The sequence below is a fragment of the Hymenobacter volaticus genome (assembly GCF_022921055.1).
Taxonomy (GTDB): domain Bacteria; phylum Bacteroidota; class Bacteroidia; order Cytophagales; family Hymenobacteraceae; genus Hymenobacter; species Hymenobacter volaticus.
The window spans coordinates 4,361,211-4,381,274 of record NZ_CP095061.1 but is presented as its reverse complement, the minus strand read 5'-3'; the positions used below and the strand labels follow the sequence as shown (position 1 = coordinate 4,381,274).

General features: G+C 53.1%; 15 protein-coding genes and 1 pseudogene. 12 read left to right on the top strand and 4 right to left on the bottom strand.

What is annotated here, in order from left to right; translation table 11 throughout:
• Positions 1-151: 151 nt before the first annotated feature.
• The 3 genes from MUN86_RS19085 (at position 152) to MUN86_RS19075 (ending at position 3,440) form a co-directional block, all read left to right on the top strand.
• On the top strand, positions 152-967 hold the full coding sequence (locus MUN86_RS19085; RefSeq protein WP_245119626.1) for a hypothetical protein: 816 nt from the start codon (positions 152-154) through the stop codon (positions 965-967).
• 231 nt (positions 968-1,198) lie between these two features.
• Entirely contained in the window at positions 1,199-1,642 is a 444-nt protein-coding gene (locus MUN86_RS19080; RefSeq protein WP_245119625.1) for an Hsp20/alpha crystallin family protein, read from the top strand.
• A gap of 298 nt (positions 1,643-1,940) precedes the next feature.
• Positions 1,941-3,440, top strand: coding sequence for a Do family serine endopeptidase (locus tag MUN86_RS19075; RefSeq protein WP_245119624.1), 1,500 nt, complete (start codon positions 1,941-1,943; stop codon positions 3,438-3,440).
• 104 nt (positions 3,441-3,544) lie between these two features.
• On the opposite strand, the gene MUN86_RS19070 is transcribed toward MUN86_RS19075, so the two are convergent.
• The 3 genes from MUN86_RS19070 to MUN86_RS19060 all read right to left on the bottom strand — a co-directional run bounded on the left by MUN86_RS19070 (position 3,545) and on the right by MUN86_RS19060 (position 5,204).
• Positions 3,545-3,955 (bottom strand): hypothetical protein, encoded by a 411-nt coding sequence (locus tag MUN86_RS19070; RefSeq protein WP_245119623.1) that lies wholly within the window; start codon positions 3,953-3,955, stop codon positions 3,545-3,547.
• 206 nt (positions 3,956-4,161) lie between these two features.
• Entirely contained in the window at positions 4,162-4,590 is a 429-nt protein-coding gene (locus MUN86_RS19065) for a SpoIIAA family protein (protein WP_245119622.1), read from the bottom strand.
• 167 nt (positions 4,591-4,757) lie between these two features.
• Positions 4,758-5,204 (bottom strand): hypothetical protein, encoded by a 447-nt coding sequence (locus MUN86_RS19060; protein WP_245119621.1) that lies wholly within the window; start codon positions 5,202-5,204, stop codon positions 4,758-4,760.
• 264 nt (positions 5,205-5,468) lie between these two features.
• On the opposite strand from MUN86_RS19060, the pseudogene amaB reads away from it, so the two are divergent.
• The 9 genes and pseudogenes from amaB (at position 5,469) to MUN86_RS19015 (ending at position 17,206) form a co-directional block, all read left to right on the top strand.
• A pseudogene (gene amaB, locus MUN86_RS19055) lies at positions 5,469-7,066 on the top strand (L-piperidine-6-carboxylate dehydrogenase).
• 279 nt (positions 7,067-7,345) lie between these two features.
• Positions 7,346-7,915, top strand: coding sequence for an RNA polymerase sigma factor (locus MUN86_RS19050; protein WP_245125799.1), 570 nt, complete (start codon positions 7,346-7,348; stop codon positions 7,913-7,915).
• 106 nt (positions 7,916-8,021) lie between these two features.
• The gene (locus MUN86_RS19045) at positions 8,022-8,819 is read left to right on the top strand and encodes a hypothetical protein (RefSeq protein ID WP_245119620.1); all 798 of its coding nucleotides are present in this window, start codon (positions 8,022-8,024) and stop codon (positions 8,817-8,819) included.
• Positions 8,816-10,120: a hypothetical protein gene (locus tag MUN86_RS19040; protein ID WP_245119619.1), complete on the top strand. Its 1,305-nt coding sequence runs from the start codon at positions 8,816-8,818 to the stop codon at positions 10,118-10,120. Before MUN86_RS19045 ends, MUN86_RS19040 begins: the two co-directional genes overlap by 4 nt.
• 227 nt (positions 10,121-10,347) lie before the next feature.
• Positions 10,348-10,818: a PPC domain-containing DNA-binding protein gene (locus MUN86_RS19035; RefSeq protein ID WP_245119618.1), complete on the top strand. Its 471-nt coding sequence runs from the start codon at positions 10,348-10,350 to the stop codon at positions 10,816-10,818.
• Positions 10,819-11,431: 613 nt separating this feature from the next.
• The gene (locus MUN86_RS19030) at positions 11,432-13,402 is read left to right on the top strand and encodes a DUF3857 domain-containing protein (protein ID WP_245119617.1); all 1,971 of its coding nucleotides are present in this window, start codon (positions 11,432-11,434) and stop codon (positions 13,400-13,402) included.
• A gap of 62 nt (positions 13,403-13,464) precedes the next feature.
• Positions 13,465-15,450 carry a DUF3857 domain-containing protein gene (locus MUN86_RS19025; protein WP_245119616.1) on the top strand — a complete coding sequence of 662 codons (1,986 nt, stop codon included), beginning with the start codon at positions 13,465-13,467 and terminating at the stop codon, positions 15,448-15,450.
• A 250-nt stretch (positions 15,451-15,700) separates the two neighbouring features.
• Positions 15,701-16,207, top strand: coding sequence for a DUF4442 domain-containing protein (locus MUN86_RS19020; RefSeq protein ID WP_245119615.1), 507 nt, complete (start codon positions 15,701-15,703; stop codon positions 16,205-16,207).
• 285 nt (positions 16,208-16,492) lie between these two features.
• The gene (locus MUN86_RS19015; RefSeq protein ID WP_245119614.1) at positions 16,493-17,206 is read left to right on the top strand and encodes a lipoprotein; all 714 of its coding nucleotides are present in this window, start codon (positions 16,493-16,495) and stop codon (positions 17,204-17,206) included.
• Between the two features lie 87 nt (positions 17,207-17,293).
• Here the strand turns inward: MUN86_RS19015 and MUN86_RS19010 are convergent, their stop codons facing one another.
• Complete coding sequence (locus tag MUN86_RS19010) at positions 17,294-19,915, bottom strand: T9SS-dependent M36 family metallopeptidase (protein WP_245119613.1); 2,622 nt, start codon at positions 19,913-19,915, stop codon at positions 17,294-17,296.
• Between the last annotated feature and the right edge of the window lie 149 nt (positions 19,916-20,064).

Sequence of the window (20,064 nt, the reverse complement as noted above, 5' to 3'; positions counted from 1 at the left end):
TGGCTGGTGCAACCGGAAATTTGGTGTAAGCTCTACGCTCGATAAACAAATACATCTTAAAGACTGCTGCTTAGCGTGGAAGTGCTGTGGATAAGTGCCTCCGCATTAATGCGCAAGGAGAAAACTCACTCTTTTGCTATAGCCGTTACGTATGCGCTACCTATATTATTTGCTTCTGGTGCTTGGCTTATTCTCTGCTATTTCAGTTACAGCGCAGCGCCGCAGCGTCGACGATACGAGGCTACTACCAGAGGTGCAAACAGAGGTAGCCCTGAAAGGCGATGACTATTTGTTAGTCGGCCTACGGACGCCTTTGTTGACTGGAACTGCCAGTGGTGTTGAGGTTGACCGAGTAGGGCTGAACGTAGGTTATGAGCGATTTTGGACCCAGCAATGGAGCGGCGGCGCTACACTACGAGCAGAATTCTATGATGCGTATAGTAGGGGAGGCGACGTAAGCAAGCTCTATGCTGATGTCGTGCCTGAACTGTTCGTGCGGCATTGGAACATCCTGGGTGGCTTCAATTTTCGGCAGCGCCTTGGGGTAGAGTACTATATCCCTGGTGGCGAGAGTTCTGAAAGTCGGGCCATCACTCGTCTGCGTCTCGATATGGATCGGGTTATTCCTTTAGGTGAGCACACCGCCATTCGGCCGCGAATTGCTTATGAAGCGGTAGCCTACCTACGCTTACAGCGCGACGAAACTAAGTTGAAAGAACGGGTCATTGACTTTGGTAGCGTGCGGGCAGATGTAGGCGTAATTGTGTCGCCACGCTTCGACTTCACACCTTGGGTCGCCTCCCAAACCAATTATCTCAATGCGTTGCCGCAGTTTGATGCCAGCGGTAACCAAACTAGAGGCGGCCGGACTAACATAGTTTCGCCTGTGGTCGGATTGGATATGCGTCTAACCTTGTTCCGAGGTGGCGTTCCTTTCGAACGGCGTCAGCTTCCAACGCAGCACTAAGTTATTTTGTGACATTATGTCTTATTGGCTATTGCGCTATAATAGCTGCTGAAATCGCAGAAACAGCATTTATGGAGGCTTGCTTGGTATATTAAGATTGACAAATTTTCAAAATAAAGACAAAATGTCTCATTGAGAGTAGAGTAAATGGTTCTGGTATAGATTTTATAGATAGAGGGTATACCTGCAAAGGAAAACATCAACTCTGACTTCAAAATAGTATCTGCTACCATGGCAACTCTGCTTTATAACAACCGTCCTGCTCTCCGTTCCACTCGCACTTTCAACTCTCTGTTGAATGACATGCTGCGCGACACACTGCCTGCTGTTACGGAGCCCGCTAAGTCTTTCGTTCCTGCCGCCGACGTGCTAGAATCTGAGCAAGGCTTTGAACTACACCTCGCCTTGCCAGGCGTAGTGAAAGAGGACGTAAAAATTGATTTTCAGGAAGGCCAACTCGTTATCAGTGGTGAGCGCAAAGCGCCTGCTGCTGATGAAAATGCCCCTAAGTTCCGCCGTGTTGAAACTGGCTTTGGCAGCTTCACCCGCAGCTTCCGCCTCCCCGAGACTGTTGACGTAACGGCTATCAATGCTCAACTTACGGACGGCATTCTGCGCGTGACGTTACCTTTTGACAGCAAGAAAGTGACGAAACATCACATCGAGGTGCGCTAAGCATCAAAAAAAACTGAAAAAAAGGCATCCTTATGGGTGCCTTTTTACTTGGTTCAAGTGTTGTACATATAGCTATCAGTTACTCTAGGCTAGGGATTTAATTGTTGTTTTGTAAAGCATTGAACAACACCTAAAACGTAGCGTAGGATAGCGAAAAACTCTCCCTCAGATGCAACCCAATACTAGTAGGTACGCATCTTTCGTTTGCAGCAGAACAAGCAAGTATTTTCATTTGCTTTTCATGCTTGATTTGTAACTTAGGTTCTCTTCTTTTTCCTCTTCAACTATCATATTACCCATGCAAGCAAAACAAATGATGCTCGGTCTGTTAGGCTCCGCTATTCTTGGCGGTGGTGTAGCAGTGGGTGGGTACAAGCTGCTGGAACCCGAGCGTGCTATTACGCCTCAAACTGTGGCTGCTGACCCTAACGTTCGGTACACGAGTGAGCTGCGTAGCAGCAACTACGTTGTTCCTGAAGGTCTCAACTTCACGGCGGCGGCAGCATCCGTGACGCCAGCTGTGGTGCACGTAACAACTGAATACGCGCCGAAGCCTAGCCAGGGTGGTGCTCAAATGGATCCGTTCCTGCGGCAGTTCTTTGGCGACGATTTCGAACAATATCATGGCCGTGGCCAAGGAATGCAGCAGGGCTCTGGATCGGGCGTTATCATTGCTGCCAATGGTTATATCGTTACCAACAATCACGTAATCGACAAAGCCGACAAGATTACGGTGATCATGGACGACAAACGTAAGTTTGACGCCGAATTAGTGGGCACCGACCCAACCACCGACTTGGCGCTGCTCAAGGTGAAGGCTGATAATCTGCCCTTCATTCGCTACGGCAACTCCGACCAAGTGAAAGTAGGTGAGTGGGTATTGGCAGTTGGCAATCCCTTTAACCTGAACTCTACCGTTACGGCTGGTATCATCTCGGCCAAAGGGCGCAACATCAGCATCCTGCGTGACCAGAAGGGTATGGGCATCGAGTCGTTCTTGCAGACCGACGCTGTCGTAAACCCTGGTAACTCTGGTGGCGCATTGGTAAACCTGAACGGTGACCTAATTGGTATCAACTCGGCTATTGCTTCTCAAACAGGCTCGTTTGTAGGCTACTCATTTGCTGTGCCTAGCTCTATCGTGAGCAAGGTAATCGACGACTTACTGAAATATAAAGTGGTGCAGCGGGCACTGCTAGGGGTTAGCATTCAAGAAGTTGACGCTACGTTGGCTTCCGAGAAAAAGCTTCCTACACTGAATGGAGTTTACGTTCAGTCGTTGACGGAAGGTAGCTCGGCTTCTGAAGCTGGTATCAAGCCCGGTGACATCATCACCGAAATCAACGGCACGAAGGTGAATACCTCGTCGCAACTACAGGAGCAGGTAGCGCGCTTCCGTCCTGGCGACAAGATCAAAGTAACCTATCTGCGTGGCAACGATGCTCGGACTGCTACAGCCACTCTGCGCAACGCAACGGGTACCACTGACATTATCCGCGAAGAGGTTAGCAAGGCCATCAAATATGAAGGTGCTACGCTGGCACCTGTATCTAAGCAGGAAATGAACAAGCTCGGCTTAGATGGTGGTGCCAAGATCAGCGGCATTGGCAAGTCTAACTTCCGCGAAACCGGTATTGCCGACGGTTTCATCATTACTCGCATCGATAAGAACCGGGTAACGAAACCTCAAGATGTAGAGAAATTCCTTGAGGCGGCTAAAGACAGTGAAGGTGCCTTGGTAGAAGGTGTTTACCCTGACGGCCGTAAGGCGTACTACCCTATTGGGCAGGCTGAATAACGTTCAGTGCTAGTAACAAAAAGCCTCTGCCGTACAGCAGAGGCTTTTTTATGTCTATGAAAATCATTGTGGTTTTTATTACCGTGTTCTTTGATTGTCAGGTGTTACTTGTCGCGCAGCCAATCCATCGCGGAGCCTTCGTCGCCGAAAAGGCGCATGAAGTAGGGGCGTTCGGGGGCTAGGCCGTACGTGAGATATTGCATCTGGACAGGGTCGCCGGCATACACAGCCATGCGCGCTGGAGAGCATAAAACGCTTATATGCAATACTTGAGGGGCCAGGCGACTAGCCGCTTGCGGATAAAAAAGGGTAGTGGTCCACCGACCAAGTTCTACACTGATGTGTTCTCGCCGCCGTACATCCAGCAGCCAGCGGGCCGCATTATGCTGCTGAGCGGCAGCCAACACAGCCGTGAAGTCGGCCTGCAATTGTAGCAAGGCCGCATCATCAGGCCAACGTACCACCAGAATGTCCAGGTCGGGGCGGTACTGGATCGAGCAAGTCACGGCTGACATTACGGCGTGCATATGAAGTTAAACTAGGGGTATAAGATAAGGGATTAGCATAGCAAATAGCTAGAGCAATCTAAATGCTTAAGGATATGAATGCTCTTTAGTTGCCTATCACGAATTTACCGAGTTTGGGCGGCAATGAGGCTAGCCTCTCAACAAAGGACAGTTCCCGAAAAGGAACAACTTGATAGTTCGTCGTTGGCTTCGCCTTAAGTAATAGGGGTAGCCAGCCAACTTTGCGCTTCACCTTCTTGGTCGAAGAGTTGAAAGCAGTATGGATACATTGTTTGCTCGAACCGCTCGAGTAGTGCGGCTAGTTCGGCGTCAGTACGCAGAAGGCGCTGACTATCGGGTGGTACCATGTAGGCCATGCGCAAAGGCTGGTTAAAACGGGCTGCCAAAGTCGGGTAGAACATATCGTTCACCCATTGACCAGCTTCCTTGCTTACCGTAAGGGCCCGTACATCAAGCAACCAGCGTACCGTCCCTACGCGCTCTGCTTCATCGGCTAAGGCTCGATAACCGATTTGCAGTTCCTCTAAGGTCACGGGGCGTTGCCACCGCGCAATGAGCACACCTAAATCGGCACGATAGGTAAGAGAAAGGTGGTCGGAGATAGTAGAGGTTTGAGGCTGCATACTGTTTGCCGGCTAACACTTGACGATTGGAACAAGCTTTCTCCCAACAGACATCGTAACAAGGTTACATTACGAAAGCCGATGACAGAGTAATAATCGAGGACAACTACCAATTCTGGTGAACATCTTGGGAAAGATGCTTCTTCCCAAGTGTAACCCCAGCTTAATCAGCCTTCCAACAGCCAAGCCATAGCCGAAGCTTCGTCGAGAAAAGTGCGCAAACGATAGGGCTGGCCTTTGCTTTCGGCACGGGTGACGATGAGTTGCATATCGGAATCGGCATCAATGATTCGTTGTCGGCTAGGAGACGTCAGGTAGGCTATTCGTAAATTACCTGTTGGTGTCAGGGCCGCTGCATGTGGGAGAAATTCATCGGCCAGCCAACGGGTATGAGTGTTGTTAACTACTAATCGACGACGCACATCCACAAACCAAAAAGCAGCTTTATGGTGCAGCGTTAACTCTAGGGCAGCCCGATGAGCTAGTTGTAATTCAGATAGGGAAACATCACGCAACCAGCGCAAGATAACCGTTTGTAGATCGGGGCGGTAAGTGAGGTGGAGGTATTCGGCGTGTGTGGCAACAAGCGGAGCAGCAAAAGCGGAGAGCGGCATAATGCAAAGTGTCTTGAAATCTGGCGTAATGATAAATGTTTTGCTTTTCTATGACAAGCAGATCAGTAACACGATTTGGATGTAATATAAGCAAACATGTTCTTTATATAATTATTGAAAAAATACCATACTTGGTTTTGGGTGCACGAAAGTAGCTGTGTAGTATAGATAAGGGGACTTTTGTTGCGCATCGTGTTGTTAATCTTAGTTCTGGAAGGAGAGTACCTTTGCTGCATCTAACCCCATCCCATTCTTGACGATATCATGAAACAAGCCTTAGAAGAAGCAACTGCTACTGGCGCCGACGTGCAGGAGCATGATCCCCACGGTATTCAACAGGTGCTGCGCGAGCTAGGTATACAAGCCACCAATGGAGCTTGGAGCACCGGCTTGCAATGGGCAGTGCTACCGATAGCCATTCTAAAACCATCCATTCGCCTGCTGATGGCCGCCGTATCGGGGCGGTAGCCCTAGCCACCGCCGCCGACTACGACCATGTGGTGAAAACAGCACAAGCGGCATTTGTTACTTGGCGCACAGTGCCCGCTCCGAAACGCGGAGAAATAGTGCGTCAGATCGGCAACAAGCTCCGCGAGTACAAAGAGCCTTTAGGCAAGCTGGTGAGCTATGAGATGGGCAAGATCTTGCAGGAGGGGCTCGGCGAAGTCCAGGAGATGATAGACATCTGTGACTTTGCGGTAGGACTTTCGCGGCAGCTTCATGGCTTCACGATGCACTCGGAGCGGCCTGCGCACCGCATGTATGAACAGTACCATCCATTGGGTGTTGTCGGCATTATATCGGCATTCAATTTTCCCGTGGCTGTTTGGAGCTGGAATGCCATGCTAGCCGCTGTGTGCGGTGATGTATGCATCTGGAAACCTTCCGAGAAAACACCACTTACCGCAGTAGCCGTGCAGCACATTCTGGCAGATGTACTGCGCGAAAACGATTTGCCAGAAGGCGTTTTCAACTTAGTGGTTGGTGAGGCTGAAATTGGGGCGCAAATGGCAGCCGATAGTCGTATACCACTGGTATCAGCTACCGGCAGCACTCGAATGGGCAAAAAGGTAGGCGAAGTAGTAGGAGCCCGGCTTGGCCGCGCTTTGCTGGAACTCGGTGGCAACAATGCTATTATCGTCACTGAACACGCGGACCTCGATATTGCTATTCGAGCCATTGTGTTTGGGGCCGTGGGTACGGCCGGCCAGCGCTGCACCACCACGCGTCGGGTTATCATTCATACGAGTGTGTTCGAGGAAGTGAAAACTCGCCTTTTGAAAATATACCCCAACCTACCTATTGGCAACCCCTTGCAAGAAGGCACCTTGGTTGGCCCACTCATTGATCAACAGGCTGTGCAGAACTTCACCAAAGCCTTAGCCGATGTGCAGGCTGAAGGTGGCAAACTGCTCATTGGAGGCGAAGTGCTATCGGGTGCTGGCTACGAAACTGGCACCTATGTGCAGCCAGCGCTAGTAGAGGCCGAAAATCACTATCACATGGTGCAAGAGGAAACCTTTGCGCCCATCTTGTACCTGATTCAGTACAGCGGTGGGGTAGAGGAGGCCATAGCATTGCAAAATGGCGTGCGGCAGGGTCTTTCGTCAAGCATATTCACGCTAAACATGCGCGAAGCCGAAGCTTTCCTAGCGCATACCGGCTCCGACTGTGGCATTGCCAACGTCAACATTGGTACAAGCGGAGCAGAAATTGGCGGGGCTTTTGGCGGTGAGAAAGAAACTGGTGGCGGCCGCGAATCCGGCTCCGATGCATGGCGCGTATACATGCGCCGCCAAACCAACACCATCAACTACAGCACGCAACTGCCGCTGGCGCAAGGAATCAAGTTTGATGTGTAAGAAAATATAGCTTCACCGCTGGCTTGTCTGCATAGGCCCGTTTGGTTTTGCCAAGCGGGCCTATTTCGTTCGGGTTTTTCCTAGTGGTACTGAAGCCAATTAAGGCATACCAGCCATTGGCGAAAGAGCTAGCTATTTGAATTTTTACGGACCTTGTGCAACCTCAGCTTCGTTAGCTAAGTCTTTCGCTTGCATGTCCGCCATCCTCTAGCGGCTTTGCCCGGAAAGTTGGATATTTACGATCATCCATCCACTAATTCGCTGCCTTCGCCCGACGCTATGGAAGCTTTTGCGTATACCGATATCAATGCCCCGCTGGTCGAGCGGTGCCGCCTGGGCGACCGACGGGCGCAGGCCGAAATTTATAAGCGCTACTCGAAAGCCATGTTCAACGCCTCACTGCGGATTACCGGTGATTTTGCCGAGGCGGAGGACGTGCTACAAGAGTCGTTTCTGAGTGCTTTCCGAGAGTTACACAGTTATAAAGGTGATTCGTCTTTTGGTAGCTGGCTGAAACGAATTGTTATCAACAAGAGTATTAACTGCCTGCGCAACCGGCGCTTGCAACTGGTACCGCTAGGCGAGCAGCACGATGCGGCGGGCCTGGAACTGCCTGATCATGCCGCCGATATGGAAGGAGTGCAGTGGCGAGCCGATGTAGTGCGGCGCTGCGTACAAGAATTGCCTGATGGCTATCGGGTAGTACTGACCCTATATCTGCTCGAAGGCTATGATCACGCCGAAATCGCCAGCATTTTAGGTATCACCGAATCCACTTCTAAGTCGCAGTATAGCCGGGCCCGCAAAAAGCTGCTTGAACTAGCGTGTCAGCGGGGTCTGACTTCGTAAACACACCTTTCTTACCTCACTTTATTTCGCCTGCCGTGTACCGCCCACCCCAAAACGACGGGGCGCGACGGGTTGACATAAACCACGTGCCTAGTACCACCCCCATATGAACAACAAAGAAACCGGACTGGAGAATTTCATCGAGCGGCACCGCGCCGAGTTCGATGCGTTCGAGCCGCGCCCGGATTTGTGGGATGACATCGAACAGCAACTGGCTGCACCCACGGCCAGCGCTGCAACTCCCGTCTCCGAAGAAGCGGCTGCGAGTGAAGCATTGCGCATTGTAAAACTGTATCCTGACGCGCCGGAAGTTGCACCGGCAAAACCAACAAAAACTGGAAGTAGCCACATCAATTGGTTGCCTCGGCCTGGTGTGGCAGCGGCGGTAGCTCTGTTACTGATGGCAGGCGCTGGCGCCGTATGGAACAAGCAGCAGCAGACAACTGGCTGGGCCAATACGGGTACTTCGCCACTGGTACTAGCTGCGCCAATCACTGAGATGGACGACGCAAGTGCTGGCTTGTACTTTGGTGCTTCGCCAGTAGCAAATTCAACTGAAGCGCCACAGCATTTAAACACTGCCGTGCGCCGCATGGAAACCTACTACGCGGCCGAAATCAGTGAACGGCAAAACGAATTGCGCCAGCTAGAAGCGGCCACAGCCGTAGCCAGCGCTCCGTCCACGGCTGATTGGCAGCGTGAGCTAGCTAGCCTCGATTCCACCTATCGTCAGCTAAAGGTCGAGCTTTACCGTAATCCGGAGCCAGATGTAGTGCTGGAGGCGATGAATCGTAACCTGCAAATTCGCCTTGACATCCTAAATCAGGAGACCCGCACCCGTGAGCAGGTGCAGGAATACCATGCTCAACCGATGATGGTTGCCGATAACCACCCGATGCCATGAACAATTTCCGCCGCACTTTTCTGTGGACCAGCCGTGTGCTGGCGGTAAGCTGCCTGGTAGTGGCCGGCAATACCGTGCAGGCGCAGCAACAAACAAAAGAGCCAGTCCGCAATCAGTCCGCAACCGAGGTTCAGTACTATCAACAGTCGGGGGCGGAAGTGCCAATTTTTTGGCCCCAAGGTGGAGGACCGGAGGTACCCATAGATGGGCGTTGCCAGCAAGGACAGCAAGCTTCTCTGGATCAAGATCCTCAGCAAGAGCAGCAGAACGACGGAACAGCACTACCAGCCGCCGAACGAACTCGCAAGCTAAGTCGCACCTTTGCGGTATCGAGCGGCAAACCCTTCCACTTGGTTACCCGCTATGGCCGGGTACAAGTGAATGTGTGGAATCGGGCAGAAATTCGGACCGACGTGGACATTATTACCCGCGCCGAAACCGACGAGAAAGCGCAGCAGCTACAGGAAATGATTCAGGTGCAGCTGCTGGAAACCGATCCGAGCACCGGGGGCGTATCGGCTAAGTCGAAGTTCAGTTCCATGCCGCACGGATGCTGGAGCCGAACCAAGCTCTACGAAGTAAACTACACCATCTGGTTGCCCCGAAATACACCTTTGACCATTCATAACACGTTTGGAGAGGTAAGCATTTTAGGCGACTTAAGCGGCTCTACCGAACTAGCCGTCGAGTACGGCACGCTGCGCACTGGGCGTCTCGAAGGCAGCCAGAACTTGCTGCGCATTGGCAATGGCCAAGCAGCCGTTCCGTACGTTCGCCAAGCCGGTATCGACGCCTCCTACTCGCGCCTGCGCATCGATGGTGGTCAGAACGTAGACTTGCGCAACAATTACTCCGACATCAACATCGGGATAGTGCAGGACCTGACCGTGCACAGCAAGTACGGCGACGTAGCCCTAGGTACGGTGCGCAACTTGCGCGGCACATCAGGCTACTCGAAGTTCAGCATTGACAAGCTCAGCAACCAGCTGGATATGACGGTGCAGTACTGCCCTAATTTCGAGGTACGCAATACAGGCCGCAATTTCCGTCAAATCAATTTGGACGGCGGCTACAGCACCATCTTGCTAAACTTCGAGGACGAAGCTGGTTTCAATTTCGATGTGAACACGCAGCACGGTAAGTTGCTCGTCGACAAGAAGCTAGTGCGCGTTGCTTCCGAAGAAACCAGCCCCGTTTCCAGCGATATGCAAGGCACCTTTAATGTGGTGAAAACTGGTGCTCCGGCTGCCAGCAATGTCAATATTCGGGTGCGCTACGGCAACGTACGTTTCAATCGGTAGCAGTAACTGTGGAGTCTGCTAGTACAGCAGATTGTCAGACAGCGCAAACGCAAACCGGCCGCGGGTTAATGTTGAGGGTGTTCAGTTACCACAACGTTGGTCCGCGGCCGGTCTGCGTTTGCGCTGTTTGTCATTTCTTTACAGTCAACTCTATTGTTTCTGTAATGCGCTTGTTCATGCTGCTGGTTTTATGGCCAGCCTGTATTTTCGCTCAAACTCCTACAGCTATGCCCACTGTGCCGTCTGGTAAGCCTGTTGCTTCATCTATGCGCACCTACGCGCTACGCCTAAAGCCTGGTCAGGATTTGCGGCAGCAACTAGATGCCTTCGTGCAGCAGCACCAGATTCGAGCGGGGGCTATGGTCACGTGCGTGGGTAGCCTCACCCAAGCGACGCTACGGCTAGCCAACCAAGAAAACGCCACGGTGTACCGAGGGCACTTCGAGATAGTATCGTTGGTTGGTACGCTTTCCATCAATGGCAGCCACCTGCACCTAGCCGTATCCGACTCGACGGGGCGTACTCTAGGCGGGCATCTGCTCGACGGCAACCTTGTATATACCACCGCTGAATTAGTAGTAGGTGTGTTAGAGGAGCTTGATTTCCGTCGGGAACCTGACCCTACTTACGGCTACCGCGAACTAACAGTGCATCCGCTTGCCCCGGCTCCTAAGCAGAAGAAATCAGCTCGGCAGTAAGGTGAATAAGGCAACAAGCATTGCCTAGCAAAATATTATTTAACAGGACCCTCTACCTGTTTCAGAAGGAGGGGTTATTATGTATTATTGTAAGATTATCTACCTCGTATTGTTGACTATGCCCTGTGATTTAGCATTGTTTGATTATTTAATATAGTTGTGCCATTTGCTCTATAGTGCAACCTGTACTTGGCTTTTAACTGCTAGCATCGTTTCTGCGCAATGGATGGCTGCCGATGAACTGCCGCCGTTTATCAATTCAGGTGAAGTACTACTTTAAAGCAATAAGCCACACAATAAAGACGAGCTTGATTCGGCCACTGCTTGCTGCTCTACCATTGCGACAAGTGATTCTTTATCAGTGAAGTACGAATTGTTGCTTGCCAACCTAGCAACTAAGCGCTATCAAATAATCAGAGATTATTGTCAGCTGGGCGCTGGCTTTGCACTATTCTGTACCTCGGCCTTGTAGTACACTAAGTTTAGCCTATCAGCCAAAAAGTTTGCTAGCGCGGAGAAGTCTAGCGTAACAGCGAGAAACTAGGTCCCACGTAGTATCACAGTTCTAGGGCAAACTTATTAAGAAGAAAATATTACTGGAATTAGTACGTGTATGAAGGCAAATAAGGAAGTGGGCCGCGCCGCGGCGCTGCTGGTATTGCAAGTAGGTTTATTATTGGGTGCTGCACCGATTCGGGCCCAGCAGCCCACGCAGTTGGTCGCTCAAATGCAGGCACAGTTTCCCGGCGAGAAAGCCGTGTACCTGGATTATCGTACCGATTTAACCCTGGAGCTAAAAGGGGACTCGGTGATGATTCTGGCGCGCCATCACCAAGACATGTTGCACCTGGATGCCCAATCAGTTGCCTACGCCAGCGACCGGGCATTCAACTCGCATTTTAGCCGGTTGCAGAAGCTGGAAGCTCGCACTATGGTACCGGCCGGCAACAGCTACAAGGCAGTGAAGGTGACCGATTTCAAAGAGAAGTTCGAGTTGCAGTCAGGCATATTCTACGACGATACGCGCGCCACTACGTTCAGCTTTCCGGCGGTGTCGCCGGGGGCGCGCACCGTCACGGACTATACCGTGCGCCACCCCGACCCGCGCTTTTTGGCGCCCTTTTATTTCGGGGCGCACGTGCCGATGCGGCATGCCGAGCTAACCATCACCGCGCCGCGCAGCATCAAGGTCAACTACAAGCTGTTTCACGTCGAGAATACGCCCATCAGCTTCACCAAGCAGGAAAAAGGCAACCTGATAATCTACCGCTGGACTGCCGAAAACCTGCCGAGCCCGCCCCGCGACGACGATGGCCCGGAGGCAGCCTATTACCTGCCGCACCTAGTGTATTTTGTGGAGGAAGTGCCCTCGGTGGCCGGCCCACCGCGCAAGATGCTAGCCGGTGTGCCCGAGTTGTATAATTTGTACGCCAGCTTCGTCAGCAACCTCGACCCCAAAGAAAGCCCGGCGTTGCACAAAGTCGTTGACTCCTTGGTAGTAGGCGCCAAAACCGAGCAGGAGCGGGTACAGCGCATCTATTATTGGGTGCAAGACAACATCCGCTACGTAGCTTTCGAAAACGGCATGGGCGGCTTCATCCCCCGCGACGCCGGCCAGGTGTACGCCAAGCGCTACGGCGACTGCAAGGACATGGCCAACCTAACCCGCGAAATGCTGCGCATGGCCGGCATCAAATCCTACCTCACTTGGATAGGAACCCGCGACCTGCCTTACCGCTACTCCGAGCTAGCCACACCCGGCGTCGATAACCACATGATAACGACGTACGAAGCCAGTCCCGGTAAATACGTGTTCCTAGACGCTACCAACAAGTACATGCCGTTCGGAATGCCCTCGTCTTTTATTCAAGGCAAGGAAGCCTTGCTAGCTATTGATGGCAAAAACTGCAAGGTGGTGGGCGTGCCGGTGATGGAAAAAGACAGCAGCCCCATATCCGATGTGTCGGCGGTGAAGCTAGACGACAAGGGCGGGCTACGCGGTAAAGGCAGCCTGCAACTCAGCGGCTACGCGAAAGTGCGGCAGAGCTACGCCCTCGATGGGCTCGATCAGCAGCAGGAAAACAAGTACGTGAAGGCGCTGCTTGAACGGGGCAACAACAAGTTCTTCGTGGACAGCTACAAGGTCAGCCACCTCGACACCCACGACAAGCCCCTGACTATTGATTACGAGTACCGATTGCAAGACTACGTGCAGAAGCTCGACGACGAAATCTACGTGAACCTGAACCTGGAGCAACCCTACGCCCACGACAAGATTGACGCTACTAAGCGCCGCCTACCCCGCGTGAACGAGTACGCGCATCAAAACCGCACCCGCACTGAACTGGAAATACCAGCCGGCTACGATGTGGAATACCTACCGGCCGCCGCCGAGTCACACGATCCGCTGTTTGGTTTCCGCATCAAGTACGAGCGGCAAGGCAACAAAATTGTGCAGGACCGGGAGGTATACATCAACTACCTAATGCTGGAGCCCAAGCAGTTCAACCAGTGGAATGCAGGTATTGAAAAGCTGAATGCTGCCTACCGCGAAACCGTCATTTTCAAGAAAAAGCGGGTGTAGCCGGGCCAGGCGAAACCGCTGTCTAGGTCCCGATTCTATCAGCTAGTATTACGTTCATTACTATGAAATTCTTATCTGCTATCCGCACCACTGCGGTGGTATTCTTGTTAATGGCTAGCCCGGTGCTGGCCCAAACGGTGCCGAGTGCGTTGCAATACGCCACTTACGACTGGGACGCCAAGCGCACCAAGCGCCTATCCATCACCGAGGAAGAAGCAAAACATCCGGCTATGGTGCTTCGCGAGTTTACGGCGCACGAATACATGTACAGCTCCCAAGACAAAGCGCTGAAGCTGTACTCGACCGAGCACCGCATTATGCGCGTGAATACTTCCGACGGTATCGAGCGGTTCAACAAAATCTATATTCCGGAAGACGGCGGCCAATTGCTGTCCTTGAAAGCCCGCACCATTAGCCCGCGTGGGGAAGTGGTGGAAGTGAACCAAGGCAACATCAAAGAGTTGAAAGACGAAGATGGCCGCCGGGGCTTCAAGATTTTTGCGGTGGAAGGCGTCGAGAAAGGCTCGGAAATCGAATACGTGTTTTTCCGGGAGCAGGCTCCCAGGTTCTTCGGGCGCGACTATTTGCAGAGCGACCTGCCTGCGCGGGACGTAACGTTCGAGCTGATTTCGCCGGAGGCCCTCACCTTTGACGCCCGGGTTTACAACGGTCCGGCTTCGCCCCGCGACACACTGTTGGCTGGCAAACATCATCTCAACATGAAACTGGCCCACGTGCCAGCCGTGCGCGAAGAAGCTTTTGCCACGGTTGACGCCGAACGCATGCGTGTGGAATACAAGTTAGCTTACACTGCCCAACGTGGCCGGACCCGGCTCTTCACCTGGGCCGATGCCAGCATGTACTTGTACGAAAGCACTTACACGCTAGCCAAAGACGAAGCCAAAGCGGCCGACAAGATCCTGAAAGCCGCCAAGGTTCCGGCCGGCGGCCTGGAAACGCGAGTGCGGGCCCTAGAGCAATACCTCAAAACCAATTTCAACGTGCAGGAAAGCGCCGAATCCAACCTAGCTCGGATTGCGGCCACGCACAATGCCTCCGAGATGGGAATGACCCGGTTGTTTGCGGCCATGCTCCGGCGCCTCAATATCGAGCATGAGCTGGTGGTAACTTCTGACCGTTCCAGCGTAGTATTTGATGAGTCGTTTGATTCCTGGAATTACCTCGACAACTACATTCTCTACTTCCCCGAAACCAAGCAGCTGTTGGCGCCCGCTCGCCCTGATTTTCGCTACGGTATGGTGCCTCCCGGCTGGACCGCCAACAAAGGCTTGTTTATACGAACCGTGAAGCTTGGTTCTACTGAATCGGCGGTGGGCACAGTGCGCGATATTCCTACGCTGAGCGCCGAGCAAAGCCCGTATGACTTAGACATCAAGGTGAAGTTTTCGCCCGAGCTAGACAAGGCTATAGTGGACATGCACCAGATCCTGGGCGGCTACCACGCGCAAGACATTCAGCCTTATTACTCACTGATTCCGGAGGAGAAGCGCGCGGAAATTTTGCAGTCGTTGATAAAGAGCAGCGTGCCGGATGCCACATTCCAGAGTGTTAAAGCGACTAACGGCGAAGCCGGATTGAGCCCGCTCAGTAAGCCGTTCCTAGTAGATGCCAATGTGGAATCAGCCGCGTTGCTCAACAAAGCAGGCCAACGCTATTTGTTTAAGATCGGCGACTTGCTAGGGCCGCAGTCGGAACTGTACCAACCCGAAACCCGGCAGTACGACGTGGAAAACGACTACAACCGCCGCTATAACCGCGTTATTACCCTGGAACTGCCAGCGGGCTACCACGTTCGGAATCTGCAAGACCTCAACGCCGACGTTAAAGCTGGTCCCGATGCTAAAGACCCACTTTACTACTTCAACTCGAAGTACGACGTGCAAGGCCAAACCGTCAAAGTGACCATCACCGAAGCTTACCGCCAGATTCGCTGGCCAAAAAAGGACTTTGAAGTGTTTCGCGACGTGGTGAATGCCGCCGCCAACTTCAATAAAGTGGTGCTGGTGCTGGAGAAAACTAAGAGCTAGTCTGCACCCAAGCTTGCTTGATAACTTGGCAACCGCCAGAGCTTTAAGATAGTAGAGAGGGGCAACAGCGCCGCAGCATATACGCTGCGGCGCTGTTGCCCCTCTCTGTTTCTAAAACAACTTGCTGTGTAGCGCGAAGCCTAAGGTTGACGTATTGTTAAACATAGCTGTTGATAGCACTTAGTACTACTGGCTTATCCACAATGCGTGAAGCAAAAGCTACATTTATACTGCACTACACTCCGCTGTCATGACGCCTGTTCCTGCTGCCTCCATCGATACGCCCGCTGCCGCGGCTTTCCGGCGTACCATCTCCAATCCGCTGAAGCTGCGACTGTTCATGCTGCGTAGTTTGCCGATGGCGTACCTGGCGGGGTTGCGGCTCCGTGAGGTTACACCAGAGCGAGCCGTTATTACGGTGCCATTCAAGTACCTCACCAAGAATCCTTTCCGCAGCATTTATTTCGCTTGCCTGAGCATGGCCGCTGAAATGGCCAGCGGCATGCTCGCCATGATGTACACCCAAGGTGCCGGCCGCGTCTCGATGCTAGTAGTGGGCTTGGAAGCTGATTTCACCAAGAAGGCAACAGGCCTGATTGCCTTTACCAGCGAAGACGGGCTCCACATTGCGCAAGCCATAACCGACAGCCGCGCCAGCGGCGAAGGCCGTACGGTGGTTTGCACCAGCACCGGCGTCGATCAAGCCGGTGATACGGTGGCTACCTTCCGCATTACGTGGTCATTCAGAGCCAAGTAGGGTTGCTTGCACGATAAATTGCCTGTCAGATTTAGGGCGTCTTGAAAACTAAAAGCAGCCACAGGAAACCACGGATCAACATACTAGAAGCCGCATTGGCTGGTGAAAATGTAAACTACATCAAGTCGGCCTGCACTGGCTGCATTATTGCTCCTGCCGAAGCGGGGAGGAGCAGGTAGCTTAAAGTAGTATTATCCAGACTTGCTATACACTCTCTATAACCAATAGCCGGGCTTCGAGCTACTTCTCTCTTCGTTCCTCCGACAGCACTCATTATCTATCACTATGAAACGACTCCTTTTACCTGCTATACTGGTGCTGATCTTGAGCGGATGCCAGAAAGATTCAGAAAACGATGTGCAGCCTGAAGATAAAGACTGGTACATCCTCACGTCTCCTGACAATCGCGCCATTCAGGCTGTACACGGCGACATCGATGGCACGCTGGTAATCACCACGAATTTCAAGATTTATCAAACCAAGGACCGGGGTAAGACGTGGCAAACTGCTAACTACACGTCTCCAATTGGTTTATTTGGTTTTCTCAAGCAACAGGATACACTGCTAGCTCTAAATGGCCAGCTTGGGAGTGCTTTAAATTCCTCAACAGCTTATGCCGTTACGCCTTCTCATTATAGCCTGGACGAAGGCGCTACGTGGAAACCCTACCGAAATTGGAGGCGAAAAGCGGATTGGGAACCCAAAACAGCACTAAACCGCGTCACTAACTCAATCGGTACCGAATACAGCATCGACTATCTGCTAACTCCTAAATCGCCAAATTCTACGAGCTTTTATGTGGAATCAGTGGGAATTAAGACTTCCACTGGCCGTACGCTGAGCTTGCCGCAGGAGCATCAACTCACGAGCTTATACATAGACAGCAAGTCTCGGCTGTACGTCACGGGTTCGGCCCCCTTGTGCGGCCGGCGAGACAAGTTTGCTTTTTGCGGCGAGCAAAACGGGACGCTCTATGTCTCCAAAAATCCTCAACCATAAGAAGACTAACCTTGTCTTTTTATGATAGCAAAAACGCCCGTCTGAAGACCAGACGGGCGTTTTTGCTAAAGCACTAAAATCGAACGGCTAGTGCTGAATTACCACACGCTTGGTGAAGGTGCCGGCGGAGGAGCGCAGTTGCACGATGTAAAGGCCATTGGCTACGTCGCTCGTGTTTAGGCGAGCACCTTGCTGCAACTGTCCGGAGGGCACGGCAGTGGTTTGCACCGTCTTACCCAATACCGTCAGCAGGGAAATCTGTACGGGTGTTTTGCTGCTAACGGGCAGGCGTACGGTTAGCTCGCTGCTAGCAGGGTTTGGATATACTTCCACCAACTCGTCGCGCTGCTGTTGCGACTGAGTAGCCAGTACGCGCGTCGGAATTAGGTAGCCGGCTACTTGGTCGGTGATAACGTTGCTGGAACCTTGCACGGCATCGATACCCATACCCCGGCGGGCGAATACCTGCCAAATGAGGTAGGTGTTGGCTTTGTTGTTATAGATGGAATCAGCTTTCAAGATGCCGTCGCGGCCATCGAGGAAGCCAGGGCGGCACACTTGCAACTTCAGCCCGTCGATTACCAGCTTGAGAGCGATGTTGTTGCCGCCGGTAGCCGCTTTTAGGTTGCGGTTGTAGCCGTATTTCTCGACTAGCTTCCAGTTCAAATCCCAGAGCGTGGCAGCCCACACCGAGCCAATAGCGTGTACCGCCGTGTAAGGTGCCACCCCGATGTTGGCATAGGTCTGGTTGTTGACCGCAAAATCCGTTGAATAGCGCTGGGGCCGAATTCCGTAGCCATCGGTAGCGGCGCCGGTCACGTAGTTGCCGATGCCGCGCGGAGTGAAGCCTTGGTCGCCGGGCTTGGTGGTCATCCAGAGGCCGAAGAAGTCGCTCCAGCCTTCGCCCATCTGCTCGGCGTTGCCGAGGCAGCCCGCCACGGCTGGACCACCGGTGAGGCGGTTGGAGATGCCATGACCGTATTCGTGGGCAATTACGCCGTTGTCGAAGTCACCGTCGCGGGTGATGCCGCTTACGCTAATGGTGACGGCGGTACCAGAAGTAAGTGCGCCCCGAATTTTGTCGCCATCGGCTTTGGAAATAGCCACCGAAGGAATGCGCAGCCCCACCGTATCGGTGGCGCCGCCATAGTTGGCAATAGCGGTGTTCGGAATACTGTCGGCAATGATTACTAGCCGGGCGCCGGCGTCTTGCGCATTTCGGATTTTGGCAGGAGTAGAGCAAGTGCCGCCCCGATACACCAGCGCAATATTGCCGTTGATGTCGGCGGCGTTCAGCAATGGGCTGCAACTGCGCGGCGGGTTCGCCGAGCCGTCATTAGCTAGTACTACCCGGCCGGAAATAGGGCCGGCGGCGGTCAATGTCCGGCCATACGCGGTGCCGCGCATGGGCAACGAGCCCGCAATAGTAGCCGGGCTCACGATACTGCCGGTGCCGCCGGGCCAGAGGTACATCTGCATGCGGGGCCGCTGCCCATCGACGGGAGTCGAGAAGTTAGCGTTGTTGGTGCCGCCGCCGTCTTGGGCTTCAGCCCGCACATCGTCGTTGCCGAGGCCGGTGCCGCTGTAGTTGGTTACCTGGAAGTTGCCGCTCACTTCGTTGAAGCCTTTGTAGGCCATTACGTCGTGCATCAGGTTGTTCCAAACAAATAGGTTGGTGATGGCCGCATCTTGGTACACCTGCGGGGCATCTGTTTGGTTGAACGGAAAGTCGAACGACAGGTCGGGGCCACCATCGGGGCTGTAGCCTAATGGGTTGCCGTTGCGGGCCGCACGGTCCTCGTAGGCGTGCACGTTGTTGCCGCGGGTAATAGTGAATTCGGGGCCAGCCGCGCCGTTGGTATCGTGCCAGCCAAAGGGCGAGTATGTGGGGTCGGCGGGGTTTACTTGCAGTTGCCGGGCACCGTAGAGGGGGCTTTCAACGGTTAAGGGATACGCGTTGTAGCTGTTGGGCGTGGCGGCCGCGCTAGGTTGGGTTTCGGGCCAGGTAGGAGTAGCTAGCGCACGTTGCGTCAGCTCCATAAACCCTACTGGCTCCGAGTTGGTGAGGTCGGTCTTGTCAACGAGTTGACCCGTGGCGGCATCAACGCGCGCATTCCAGTAATGGTCGCCGCTCTTTGGGGCAATGGTCACGTCCCATACCAGCACTAGCTCACCGCTCGGCCGGGCCTGGTACATGAGCTTGACGGAAATAGGGTCCAGCGAAATACCGCCTTCGTTGAAAACCATACCGGCAGCGGGGGCGCCTGCTTTGGTTATCGTCAGATTGCCGGGAGCCGCCAGGTTGAGGGCACGAGCTGCGGCAGCTACTGCCTGCACAGGCGTGAGCGAAGGCACGGTTGCTGCCGCACGGGCCAGCGAATTTACATTAGGTAAAAAGGCCGTGTTCATGCTGACCACTTTCTCGTTGCGGTCGAGGTGCATGTCGGCTTCCGCTCCATAAATCTCAATTCCTTGATACCGCTGCCGCAAGTACACGTGCGTAATGGCTGAGCCCTCGTCTGTATAAGAACTGGTTACGGCTGGGTCAGCCACGTCGGCGGCGCTCAACCCAAACTTGGTGCTTCGGCTGCTGAGTTGCTGCAACGCCGTGCGCAAAGGCGTGGATTGTGCCGCGGCTAAACCGGGCAATGCCAGCATAGCAGCTACAAGTAAGGGGCGGCAATTGGGAGGCGTAAAGCTTGTTTTCATAGAACTGGATAGAAGTGAAAGAACGAAACACAGGTCCTGTTAAGGCGGCTTGTATCTAAACGTATCGATGATAAATGAGAAACAGAAATATTTATCTAGATATAGGGCAATAAGATTATGTGCATGAGCTTCTTACCAAACTTCAAAGA

Bases quoted from the DNA above. Each gene is read 5' to 3' on its own strand.
- MUN86_RS19085 (WP_245119626.1), top strand. From the start codon at position 152: ATGCGCTACCTATATTATTTGCTTCTGGTGCTTGGCTTATTCTCTGCT.
- MUN86_RS19080 (WP_245119625.1), top strand. From the start codon at position 1,199: ATGGCAACTCTGCTTTATAACAACCGTCCTGCTCTCCGTTCCACTCGC.
- MUN86_RS19075 (WP_245119624.1), top strand. From the start codon at position 1,941: ATGCAAGCAAAACAAATGATGCTCGGTCTGTTAGGCTCCGCTATTCTT.
- MUN86_RS19070 (WP_245119623.1), bottom strand. From the start codon at position 3,955: ATGTCAGCCGTGACTTGCTCGATCCAGTACCGCCCCGACCTGGACATT.
- MUN86_RS19065 (WP_245119622.1), bottom strand. From the start codon at position 4,590: ATGCAGCCTCAAACCTCTACTATCTCCGACCACCTTTCTCTTACCTAT.
- MUN86_RS19060 (WP_245119621.1), bottom strand. From the start codon at position 5,204: ATGCCGCTCTCCGCTTTTGCTGCTCCGCTTGTTGCCACACACGCCGAA.
- MUN86_RS19050 (WP_245125799.1), top strand. From the start codon at position 7,346: ATGGAAGCTTTTGCGTATACCGATATCAATGCCCCGCTGGTCGAGCGG.
- MUN86_RS19045 (WP_245119620.1), top strand. From the start codon at position 8,022: ATGAACAACAAAGAAACCGGACTGGAGAATTTCATCGAGCGGCACCGC.
- MUN86_RS19040 (WP_245119619.1), top strand. From the start codon at position 8,816: ATGAACAATTTCCGCCGCACTTTTCTGTGGACCAGCCGTGTGCTGGCG.
- MUN86_RS19035 (WP_245119618.1), top strand. From the start codon at position 10,348: ATGCCCACTGTGCCGTCTGGTAAGCCTGTTGCTTCATCTATGCGCACC.
- MUN86_RS19030 (WP_245119617.1), top strand. From the start codon at position 11,432: ATGAAGGCAAATAAGGAAGTGGGCCGCGCCGCGGCGCTGCTGGTATTG.
- MUN86_RS19025 (WP_245119616.1), top strand. From the start codon at position 13,465: ATGAAATTCTTATCTGCTATCCGCACCACTGCGGTGGTATTCTTGTTA.
- MUN86_RS19020 (WP_245119615.1), top strand. From the start codon at position 15,701: ATGACGCCTGTTCCTGCTGCCTCCATCGATACGCCCGCTGCCGCGGCT.
- MUN86_RS19015 (WP_245119614.1), top strand. From the start codon at position 16,493: ATGAAACGACTCCTTTTACCTGCTATACTGGTGCTGATCTTGAGCGGA.
- MUN86_RS19010 (WP_245119613.1), bottom strand. From the start codon at position 19,915: ATGAAAACAAGCTTTACGCCTCCCAATTGCCGCCCCTTACTTGTAGCT.